The organism is Actinoallomurus acaciae (genome assembly GCF_042429965.1).
GTDB lineage: Bacteria > Actinomycetota > Actinomycetes > Streptosporangiales > Streptosporangiaceae > Actinoallomurus > Actinoallomurus acaciae.
In genome coordinates, this window is record NZ_JBHLZP010000294.1 from 1 (window position 1) to 10,521 (window position 10,521).

The 10,521-nt window shown below is 71.5% G+C and carries 9 protein-coding genes; 4 read left to right on the forward strand and 5 right to left on the reverse strand.

The window, feature by feature from the left end:
* A partial coding sequence (locus ACFFNX_RS31045) for an RcpC/CpaB family pilus assembly protein (protein WP_378209426.1) occupies positions 1-364 on the forward strand: 364 nt, incomplete at its 5' end.
* Positions 365-383: 19 nt separating this feature from the next.
* Here ACFFNX_RS31045 and ACFFNX_RS31050 read toward each other — a convergent pair.
* The gene (locus ACFFNX_RS31050) at positions 384-2,519 is read right to left on the reverse strand and encodes a hypothetical protein (protein WP_378209427.1); all 2,136 of its coding nucleotides are present in this window, start codon (positions 2,517-2,519) and stop codon (positions 384-386) included.
* Positions 2,520-2,745: 226 nt separating this feature from the next.
* On the opposite strand from ACFFNX_RS31050, the gene ACFFNX_RS31055 reads away from it, so the two are divergent.
* The gene (locus ACFFNX_RS31055; RefSeq protein ID WP_378209428.1) at positions 2,746-3,552 is read left to right on the forward strand and encodes an SDR family oxidoreductase; all 807 of its coding nucleotides are present in this window, start codon (positions 2,746-2,748) and stop codon (positions 3,550-3,552) included.
* 10 nt (positions 3,553-3,562) lie between these two features.
* Here the strand turns inward: ACFFNX_RS31055 and ACFFNX_RS31060 are convergent, their stop codons facing one another.
* Both ACFFNX_RS31060 and ACFFNX_RS31065 read right to left on the reverse strand, forming a co-directional pair.
* Positions 3,563-4,984 (reverse strand): ATP-binding protein, encoded by a 1,422-nt coding sequence (locus ACFFNX_RS31060; protein WP_378209429.1) that lies wholly within the window; start codon positions 4,982-4,984, stop codon positions 3,563-3,565.
* Positions 4,981-6,615, reverse strand: coding sequence for an FAD-dependent oxidoreductase (locus ACFFNX_RS31065; protein WP_378209430.1), 1,635 nt, complete (start codon positions 6,613-6,615; stop codon positions 4,981-4,983). Before ACFFNX_RS31065 ends, ACFFNX_RS31060 begins: the two co-directional genes overlap by 4 nt.
* Before the next feature lie 170 nt (positions 6,616-6,785).
* Between ACFFNX_RS31065 and ACFFNX_RS31070 the strand changes: the two genes are divergently transcribed.
* Positions 6,786-7,214 (forward strand): hypothetical protein, encoded by a 429-nt coding sequence (locus tag ACFFNX_RS31070; protein ID WP_378209431.1) that lies wholly within the window; start codon positions 6,786-6,788, stop codon positions 7,212-7,214.
* A 97-nt stretch (positions 7,215-7,311) separates the two neighbouring features.
* Complete coding sequence (locus ACFFNX_RS31075) at positions 7,312-8,370, forward strand: D-alanyl-D-alanine carboxypeptidase family protein (protein ID WP_378209432.1); 1,059 nt, start codon at positions 7,312-7,314, stop codon at positions 8,368-8,370.
* Positions 8,371-8,530: 160 nt separating this feature from the next.
* Here the strand turns inward: ACFFNX_RS31075 and ACFFNX_RS31080 are convergent, their stop codons facing one another.
* Together ACFFNX_RS31080 and ACFFNX_RS31085 are read right to left on the reverse strand one after the other, a co-directional pair.
* Positions 8,531-9,190, reverse strand: a complete 660-nt coding sequence (locus ACFFNX_RS31080) for a choice-of-anchor P domain-containing protein (protein ID WP_378209433.1) — start codon at positions 9,188-9,190, stop codon at positions 8,531-8,533.
* A 76-nt stretch (positions 9,191-9,266) separates the two neighbouring features.
* Positions 9,267-10,067, reverse strand: coding sequence for a protein-sorting L,D-transpeptidase LdtCP (locus ACFFNX_RS31085; protein ID WP_378209434.1), 801 nt, complete (start codon positions 10,065-10,067; stop codon positions 9,267-9,269).
* Between the last annotated feature and the right edge of the window lie 454 nt (positions 10,068-10,521).

Sequence of the window (10,521 nt, forward strand, 5' to 3'; positions counted from 1 at the left end):
GGGCCGAACCCTGTCCGGTCCGGTGCGCCGGGGCGAACCCCTGACCGACGCCCGGCTGCGGTCGGGCGGTCTCCTGGGCGACGGCGACCCGGCCGCCGTCGCCACCCCGATCCGCCTGGCCGACGCAGCGGTCGCCCGTCTGCTCCACCCGGGCGACCGGGTGGACGTGCTGGCCGCCCGCTCCGACACCACCGTGCCGGCCCGGACGGTGGTGTCGTCCGTTCCGATCCTGGCCGTCCCCAAACCGGGCCTGGACCCGGACGAGGGCGCACTGATCGTCGTACGGACCGACCGGTCCCAGGCCGCCGCCCTGGCCAGGGCCTCCACCGACTCTCGCCTGTCCATCACCATCCTCGGCCGGTGACCCCGCTCGGCGAGGTCGATCAGCCCCGCTCGGAAGGGAGGACTCCGGCCGCCTGACGGTGGATCGCGAGCGCACGGACGGCGGCGGCCAGTGTGAGGGGCACCGCGATGGCCAGAGCGATCCCGGGGACGCTGATCCCCGAGTCCTCGACCAAGAATCCGATCATCGAGGTGGCGAAGGCACCGCCCAGGCCGGCGCGCAGCGCGGGTGCCTGCCCGTACGCCATTTCGAGGGCCCCGGCGCGCCACCGGGTCGGGCGGATGAGCGCCAGCCACAGGAACAGCAACGCGGCCACGGTCAAGATGGTGAGTTCTGGGGAGTGACCGACGCTTCGCAGCATCGCGTCGGCCTTGCGGGTCATGACCGTGGTGGCCTGCCCGTTCAGCACCTGCCCGGCGAACTCGCCGAGGTGGGTGCGACGTGCGGGAGGGCGCAGGTGGTCGACGAACGCCGAGGTCCCGATGACGACCACACCGGCGACCACGCATCCCACGACGTGTACGGGTGATATCCGGCGGCCGGCGACGATCAGGGCGGTGATGACGATGCCCGGGATGAAGGCGATGGTGCCGCCGAACTTGGCGCCCCAGTCCGGCCATGCGGTGACCACCTCGGCGGCGGCGCCGAGCGCCAGGACGACGATCACGGCTGAACGGCGATGACCGCGGGTGACCAGCAGGTGAGCGAGGCCGGCGGCGGTGAACAGGACCGCGGTGGCGTAGGCGGCGAACGCGATGTTCGCGAATCCGTAGAAGCGCCCCGCGATGATCGGGTTGTAGCCGGTCACGCTGTTCCACTGCAGCCGTGCGCCGGTCATCACGTCGACGGCGAAGGTGACCATGGTCAGCGCGGCGATGATCGTGCCGGGTGCGATGACGCCGCGCCGCCACCGGCCTGCCAGGGCTGCTGCGACGAGGAGGGCGTCGAAGGCGGCGACGCAGGCGAGCATCGTGGTGACCGGATGAGGGGAACGTGACCACGGCAGCAGGTTCACCAGGTAGGTCGCGAGCGGGCCCGCCGCCCCGCACAACGCGACCGTACGGGTCGCCGCCAGGACGCGGCGACGTCGTCCGCCCTGCCAGTTGCGCCGCAGCGCCAGTGCCCCCGCCGCGTACAGCAGCAGTTGCCCGGCCATGAAGGCGATCCAGAACGGCGTCATGGAGTGCCGGCTGATCTCGGCGGCCCGGTTGGCGTCGCCGAGGGAGTCCGCCGCCGCGGCGACCGTGGCCGGCCTGCCGTCCGGATGCCAGGCCCGGCCGATCACGGCGGCCGGAACCGGGACGTCGGCGGCCGACAACACGCCGGCGGTCAGGTCGGTCAGGGTGACCAGCCCCTGTCGGCGGGTCGAAGCAGAGGTCAGATACTCCGGCCGGAGGGCCGGGGCCGCCATGACGACGTGCAGTGAGTTCCGCCGGGTGGTGTCGGACACGCCCGCGACCAGGACTTTCGCCGAGGCCGGAAGGGTGGTGAGCACGGTGGCGAGACGGCGGTCGACCTGCCGTACGGCGGCCGCCCGCTGCGTTCGGGTGACGGCCGCGGATCCGGCCCGGAGGTAGGCGCGCTGGATGTCCTCGACATCCACCACCGCCAGCCGCACCGAGGCCCACCTGGTGGCTGGAACGGCCTCCGGCGCCGGGGCGTAGAAGTCGACCCGCCCCCGATCATCGGCCGCGGCGAACGCCGCCCCCGGCCCGGCCGCCATCGTCAGCCCACCGGCCCGGTGGATCGCGGTGCCCAGCGAACCGACCGACGCGGCGTACTTTCCGCGCAGGTTCCGGGCACGAATCTCGGCGAAGCCGGGCACGACCGCCCCGGCCCCGCTCGGCGACGGCGGCGAGGGCAGCCCGCACACCACCGGCTCACTGCCGCCCAAAGATGCCCGTTGACCTGCGGAGACCGTCAACCAGCCGTCCACCGGGCACGTGACTCCCGACACCGTGTAGGTGGACACGTTCGCCAGTCCCGCGCGTCCGGCCAGCCGCCACAGGTTCGGGGTGTCACGCGGGTTGAGGTCGTCCCACCGCAGCCCGGGCACGCCCACGGCCACCACCGGCCCGGCGGTGCTCTTCGCCGCGGTCGCGTGCGCCGTCCTGGAGCCCAGCGCGCCTCCGAACAGGGCGGCCAAGAAGACCAGCGCCAAGAGACGACGCCCCACCCCTGTGATCGGCCACCGCATGCCCGCGAGCCTCTCACAGCGGATCGGCCGAAGCGGTACCCGGTCGCCCTCGCGATCGGTGCCCCCGGCCGGCCGAGGGCACGGGCCGACCCAACTCGATCTTGGGGGTCAAGCCACGACCGATGGCCAGACGGCCTTCGCCGGTGATCGGACGAGACCGAAATCGGGTTGCCGCTCCTGCCCTCGCGCGTCCAGGCTGGCGAGCATGTGCGCTGCCGAGTCCCCCTCATCCCAGGCGTTGCGTGGCAGGGTCGCGCTCGTCACCGGAGTCAGCCGCCGGGCCGGCATCGGGTTCGCGGTCGCGCGGAGGCTGGCCGGGCTCGGAGCCGGGGTCTTCCTCCACCACCACGTTCCGCATGACGCCGAGCAGCCCTGGGGGGCCGACCCCGGCGGTATTCAGGCGGTGGTCGACGGCGTCGCCGCCGAAGACGCCTCCGTCCACCATCTCGGCCTGGACCTCGGCGAGCCCGACGCGCCCGAACGCCTGATCGACGCGGCCGCGGCGGCGTTCGGGCACCTCGACATCCTCGTCTGCAACCATGCGCGCAGCGGCGGCGACGGTCCGCTCGGCACACTCGACGCCGCCATGCTCGACGCGCACTGGGCCGTGAACACCCGCTCCACCATCCTGCTCACCCAGGCGTTCGCCGCGCGGCACGACGGGCGGACCGGCGGCCGGGTCATCCTCATGACCTCCGGGCAGAACCTCGGCCCGATGCGCGACGAGATCGCCTACGCCAGCGCCAAGGGCGCCCTCGCCGCCATCACTCCAACGCTGGCCGACCACCTCGCCGACCAGGGGATCACCGTCAACGCGGTCAACCCCGGCCCCGTCGACACCGGCTACGCCCCACCCGCCGCCCACGAGGAGGTACGCCGACGCTTCCCGGCCGGCCGGTGGGGAACGCCGGGCGACCCCGCCCGCCTCATCGCCTGGCTCGCCACCGACGACGCCTCCTGGATCACCGGGCAGGTCATCAACAGCGAGGGCGGCTTCCGCCGCTGGTCGTAGCCGTCATCGATCAGGCGTCGTCGGTGTCCTCGGTGAACGGCAGGAGGACCTGGAATCGCGTGTCGCCCGGCTCGGACCGCAGTCGCAGGTCGCCGCGGTGTTTCTTGACCACGATCCGCCACGAGATGTCCAGGCCCAGGCCGGTTCCCTCGCCGACCGGCTTGGTCGTGAAGAACGGTTCGAAGATCCGTTGGCTGAGCTCCGGCGGCACGCCCGGGCCGTTGTCGCCGATCTCGACGAGCAGGCGGTCGTTCTCCCGGGCCGTGCGGACGGTCAGCCGGCCGTCGCCATTCATCGCGGCGACCGCGTTGTCCACGAGGTTCGTCCACACCTGGTTCAGCTCGCCGGCGTACGCGGGGATCTGCGGCAGCGACCGGTCGTAGTCCTTGACCACCTCGACGTGGCTGAGCTTGCCCGAGAGCATGATCAGCGTCGAGTCGAGGCCGTCGTGCACGTCGATCCACTGGTGCGGTGCGCGGTCCATCTGGGAGTACTGCTTGGCCGCCGCGAGCAGTGTGGAGATCCGCGTCGTGGCGTCCTCGATCTCGCCCATCAACGACTCGGTCTCCACGGCGTACCCGAGCCAGCGCAGCGCCGCGTTGAGGAACTCCTCGCCCACCGCCGCGTGGACCTCGTCCAGCCGCTCCACCGTGATCCCGGCGGGGACGAAGACCGCGGCCAGGTCCCAGCCGTCGGCGATGTCGTGGTCCTCCAGCCAGTCGGACAGCTCGTCTTCGAGGTCGCTGGTCTGCATCGCGGTCAGCTTCGGCGCGTGGGCGACCTGCTTGACCAGCATCTCCTGCACGTCGATGAGCTGTTCGAGGAGGTTCGGGTCGATGTCCTTGCGGGCGAGCAACGCGAGTTTCTGCCGCATCCCGGCGACGCGTTCGCGCAGCGAGGACGTGGCGCGGACGGCCGCGGCGGCGGGGTTGTTCAGCTCGTGGGTCAGGCCGGCGGACAGCGCGCCGAGCGCGAGCAGGCGTTCGCGCTGACCCACGACCGCGTCGGTGTTGCGCCGCCCGAGGAACATGCCCTCCAGCAGGTGCGCGGCCATCGGGAACCACTCACCGAACTTCGCGCCGAACTCCGCGGCCGGCAGGGAGAAGAACGTCGCGTCGGTCATCGCGTGCACCGAGGCGGAGTATCGCTGGTCGCCGCGCTGGCCCGTGAGGAACTGGGTGGCGCCGCAGTACGACCCGCGCTGGGAGCTGCGGAGCATCTCCAGCTCGTCGCCGTGCACCACACGCGTCATCCGCAGCGTGCCGGACAGCAGCACGTAGAAGCACGTCGCGGGGTCGCCCTCGTCGAGGACCTTGGTGCCCTCCGCGTACTCCTCGACCTCGCCGTTCGCGCTCACCCAGTCGAGCTGGTCGCCGGTGAGCTTCTCGAAGAGGAAGAGCGTGCGCAGTTCGTCGGGGGAAAGCGTGCTCATCGCTCCTCCAGGTATCGGTGCACGAGAGTGACCGCCATCGCGCCTTCGCCGACCGCCGAGGCGACGCGTTTGACCGACTGTGAGCGTACGTCTCCGGCGACGAACACGCCCGGCACCGACGACTCCAGGTACAGCGGATCTCGGTCGAGGGTCCAGCCCGCCGGGCGCCGCCCCTCGGCGAGCAGGTCCGGCCCCGTACGGACGAAGCCATGGTCGTCGCGCAGGATCGACTCGCCGAGCCAGTCGGTATACGGCGCCGCGCCGATGAACACGAACAGGTGCCCGCACGGCACCGTCTCGGTCTTGCCGCTCTCCCTCTCGCGGAGCGTGATGGCCTCCAGGTGATCGTCGCCGTGGGCCTCGACCACGCTCGTACCGACGCGTACGTGCACGTTCTCGATGGCCCTGAGCTGCTCGATCAGGTAATGGGACATCGACTGCTCCAGCGACGCGCCCCGTACGACGAGAGTGACGGACCGGGCGTGGCGGGAGAAGAACACGGCGGCCTGGCCGGCGGAGTTCGCCCCGCCGACGATGTAGACGTCCTCGCCGCTGCACGCCTGCGCCTCGGTGGACGCCGACCCGTAGTACACGCCGCGGCCGGTGAGGTCGCCGCAGCCGGACGCCTCCAGTGACCGGTACGCCACGCCGCTGGCCAGCACCACGGAGTGAGCCGCGATCTCGCTGCCGTCGCTGAAAGTGATCACCCGGGCCGAGCCGCGTGCCTCCAGGCCGACCACGTCGCGCGCGGTGAGGACCTCGGCGCCGAACTTGCGCGCCTGCCGGCGGGCCCGCTCGGTGAGCTGGCTGCCCGACACGCCGTCGGGGAAGCCGAGGTAGTTCTCGATCCGGGAGCTCTGCCCGGCCTGCCCGCCGGTCGCCTGCCGCTCGACGAGAACGGTCCGCAGGCCCTCCGAGGCGCCGTACACCGCCGCGCCCAGGCCCGCGGGCCCGCCGCCGATGACGATCAGGTCGTAGAACTCGGCCGCCGGCTCGGTGGACAGGCCGACCACGGCGGCGATCTCCGCCCCGCTCGGCGAGCGCAGCGCCTTGCCGTCCGCGGTGATCACCACCGGGATGTCCTCCCGCCCGGCGCCGGCCGCCTCGAGCAGACGGCATCCCTCCGGCTCGTCCACCGAGTACCAGCGGTACGGCACGGAGTTGCGGGCCAGGAAGTCGCGCACCTCGTACGTCGGGGCCGACCAGCGGTGACCGATGACCTTGGTCTCCTCCACGGGCCGGTCGCCGACCGCGCGCCAGGTCTCCACCAACGCGTCCACGACCGGATAGAGCTTCTCCTCCGGCGGGTCCCAGGGCTTGAGCAGGTAGTGGTCGACGTCCACCACGTTGATCGCCTGGATGGCGGCGTCGGTGTCGGCGTACGCGGTGAGCAGCGCGCGCCTCGCGTGCGGGAACAGGTCCATCGCCTGTTCGAGGAACGCGATGCCGTCCATCTGCGGCATGCGGTAGTCGGCGAGCATCGCCGCGACGGTGTCGCCGCGCAGCTTGATCTCACGCAGCGCTTCGAGCGCGTCCTGCCCCGAGTCGGCCCGTATCACCCGGAAGTCCTGTCCGTACCGGCGTCTCAGGTCACGGGCCACCGCCCGGGACACCGACGGATCGTCATCCACGGTCAACAAGATCGGCATCCCCATGAAAAGCGAGTATCCCAGGCGAGCGGCGTGCCGACGAGAGCGGCCCGAAGTGTGGACATCGGCCGGATCCACCGCCGTTTCCCGCGCTGACCTGGTAACCGATTGGAGTGGACGCGCGATGGGGCGTTCCTCGCTACCCTGCTCGCGTGGATCGGCGACGCAAGTGGACATCGGCTCTGGTTCCGACCGTCATGGCGCGCCGTCTCTGGGCCCGGTTCGAGGTCCTGCCGTTCCGCTACGGCATGACGCTGCTGGTGGGCGCGATCGCGGTGATCGGCCTGCTGGTCGCGGGTCTGACCCTCGGCGGCGGGTCCCACGGGCACGCCGCCGCGCATGCCCGGCCGAGCCATCGCCGGGCGGAGGCTGCGCCGCCCGAGCCGACCTGGGGCGCGTACGTCCCGCCTCGCCGACCGAAGCCGACCCCCGTACCCGCGCGGCCCCTCGTCACCTCGGCGCCCACCCCTCCCCGGGCCACCCACACGCCCTCCCGATCGAGCCCGACCACGGCCTGCCCGACGAGCCTGAAGAGGTGGCCGTGGGCCTGGGAGGTGTGCAGGCGCAAATCGGATGGATGACCCGTAACCCGGCCGTCACAGACAGACGTCAGATCACACTGGCACCTGTAGTACGGTCGAGCAGCGTCACGTAGTCGCCAGCCCCGGAAGGATCCCCGTGCGAAGCCCTCGTCCGGTGGCGCTGATCGCGGCGATCTCGGTGTTCATGTCGTTGTGGGTGGCCGGTGCCTCGGACCGGTCCTCCGCCTCTCAGACACCCTCGCCCAGCAGCGTCGAAGCTCTCCGCAAGCAGGCCGACAAGGCCAGCGCGGAGCTGGCCAAGGCGACCAAGACGTGGGAGGACCGCAACAAGCAGTTGAAGTCCTCCGAGGAGAAGCTGAAGAAGACCCTCGCTGACCTGGGCGCCGCCGACGAGCAGCTCAACCAGATCCGCGAACCCCTCGCGCGCCTGGCCGCCAACACGTACAAGGACCCGGCGTCGCTCGGGATACCGGCGCTGATCGGCGGCAAGGACCCCGACCAGGACCTCGCGGCGGCGACCGACCTGACGATGCTGTCCAACGACCAGAAGACCCTCATCAACAAGGCGAACCAGCTGCGCAAACAGCACGAGCAGCTCGCCGCCACGGCCCAGGACCTCCAGTCGCGCAACGCGATCGAGCAGACCCGGCTGCAGCAGGACGTCAGCGGCCTGAAGGCGCGCGCCGCCGCGTTGACGGCGCAGCTGACCGCGGCGCTCAAGAAGCTGGACCCGAACGCGCGGCTGCGGCTGACGTGCCAGAAGAGCCTGGTCGCCGAGGCGCGCAAGTTCCCGAACGGCCTGATCCCGGCGCGATACCTGTGCAAGCTCCCGCAGCCGGGCCGGTCCCTGCGCGCCGACGCGGCGCTGGCCTTCTACAACCTGAACGACGCGTACAAACGCCGGTTCGGGGTGCAGATGTGCCTGACCGACTCTTACCGGCCACTCGCCGAACAGCAGCGGATCTACGCCGAACGGCCGGGCATGGCCGCGGTGCCGGGCCACAGCAACCACGGGTACGGCACGGCCGTGGACCTCTGCGGCGGCGTGCAGAACCAGGGGTCGGCACAGTTCAGCTGGCTCCAGGCGAACTCCAAGAAGTATGAGTTCTTCCACCCGGCGTGGGCCTACAGCAACCCGTTCGAGCCGTGGCACTGGGAGTACACGAAAGAGAACACCCCGACCAGCAGCGACTGACCTCGCGGGAGGTCGCCGCGCACCCGACGGGCCACGGACGACGCTCCTGCGGCAACGGCCGGGCCGTCGTCGCAGACCGAGGGCCCCGCGCGAGTGTCAGCGCGGGGCCCTCGAAGGTGCGGTCGCGGCTCCGTACGTCGGGGGCCGCCCGGCGTCAGGATCAGCCGGTGACCGGGAGGTTGCTGGGCACCGGGGTCGGCCGGGGGGCCTCGCCAGACGAGCCGGCGCAGGTCGCGGACGAGACGGCGATCGTCTGGCTCTTGCCGAGGGCCTGCACCGCGAGTTCGAGTGCGGTGACCGTGACGCTGCCGTCCGGGTTGCGGACCTGCTTGTTGACCGTGACCTGTACGCCGCCGAGGCCCTCGACCGGGACGGTGAGGCGGCTGTTCGGCGACATGCCGGCCTGGATGGCGTGCCCCGCCAGGCGTACGTTCACCAGGCGCGAGGAGCCGTCGCCGTCGTCACACCGGGCCGAGATCAGCTTGGCGGACAGGACGGCATCGGGGCTGATGGCGGCCTTGGCGACCTTGAGGTCGACCACGCTGGCCTCCGCGTGGCCGGGGACGGCGCGCGTACGGATCACGGACAGGTGGACCAGCGGGTTGCCGGGCACCGAGACGACGCTCTTGGTGCTGGGGTGGGACTCGGAGGACACCTCGGGCGTCCGCGGGATGTTCACCAGGCCGGCGGCGTAGATGCCGAAGGCCGAGGACGGGGTGCCCCCGCCGGTCGCGGAGGCCGTCGGCATGATGGCGACGGCAGCGGCCGCCGGAGCCACGACGGCGCTCGCGATCGCGCCGTATCTCAGATGCTTACGCATGGTTGTCTCTCTCCTAATGGGGGTGATGACTTCCTGAGGAAGCCAGAACGGCTCGAGATCATGTGACCGGTTCGAGCTAGCTGGAGATCTGCACGGGCGTGCCGAGCGGGACCTTGGACAGTTGCTTCAGCGCGTCCGCCGGCACCCGTACGCAGCCGTGCGTGACGGCCTGCCCGAACACCGACTTCTGCGGCCAGCCGTGGAACGCCACGGTGCCCGGCCCCCCGCCGAAGGTGTCGAGCGAGTCGGAGTGCGCGCCGACCGGCAGGATCAGCGGGCTGTAGGTGGGCTTCGCCGGGGCGAGCGAGGCGAGGATGAACGTACGTCCGGCGGGCGTCGGCGTCTTGGGCGCACCCACGGCGACGGTCCAGGTGCCGAGCGACTTGCCGGACTTGAGCAGGGTGAGCCGGCGCGCGGAGGTGTCGACCTTCACGTCGTACGGGCTGTGCGCCGTCTCCACCTTGCCGTTGCCGGACGCGATCCAGCCGGCCGCGCCGTTGGGGCGGCTCGGCAGCAGCACGCGCTGCCAGCCGGGCTTGGTCTCGACGACGGGCACCCAGGTCGGACCGCCCAGCTCCTTGGCCGGCAGCGTCGCCACCGGCGGGCCACCGGGGGTCGCGGAGACGGGCAGCGCCGCGGTGGGGTGGACCACGGTGCCGTCCGCGGACGCGATCGCGGCGGTGTCCTTGGGGATGTTCTTGAGGGTTGCGAAGGTGGTCGCCTCCGGCAGCTTCCCGGCCGCCGCCGAACTGTCGGCGGCCGAGGGCGTGGAGGGGCTCTTGCCCTTCCCTCCACAGCCCGTCACGAGCGTCGCGATGGCCGCCACGGCGAAGGCGCCCACCACCAGACTGCGCGAGCCCTCGACCGGCGACCACACCGAAACCGATCGCCCGAGGCGAGCCCGCGTGGAGCGATTACGCACGAAAACTCCAAAGATAACGAGAATTGAAACTTGAGGGGTGAGGGATCTTGCGAGCCCTTTAATCTCGCAGGAGAGTCACATAACTACCACATGTAACGATGACCCGCAGGCGGAGTGACGTAAGGGGTCGCGGACCTGTCGGGGTACGTCTGACTTGTGGGTAAATGTCGCATGTTCGGTGGCGGGAAAAACCGGCACGACGGCGATGGCCTACGGCCGCCGCCGATCGAGCCGCCACCGAACGCCGCGCACCGCCTCACCGCGACCATCCAACGCCTGGCGAACGACCTCGCCCGCCCCACGCGGCCGTGTGCCACTACGCCACCCCGCGCCACCGCGACGCCCCAACCACGTGCCGCCCCACCGCCCCGCACCACCGCACCGCCGCGCACCCCGCACCGCCGCGCAC

Bases quoted from the DNA above. Each gene is read 5' to 3' on its own strand.
- ACFFNX_RS31055 (WP_378209428.1), top strand. From the start codon at position 2,746: ATGTGCGCTGCCGAGTCCCCCTCATCCCAGGCGTTGCGTGGCAGGGTC.
- ACFFNX_RS31060 (WP_378209429.1), bottom strand. From the start codon at position 4,984: ATGAGCACGCTTTCCCCCGACGAACTGCGCACGCTCTTCCTCTTCGAG.
- ACFFNX_RS31080 (WP_378209433.1), bottom strand. From the start codon at position 9,190: ATGCGTAAGCATCTGAGATACGGCGCGATCGCGAGCGCCGTCGTGGCT.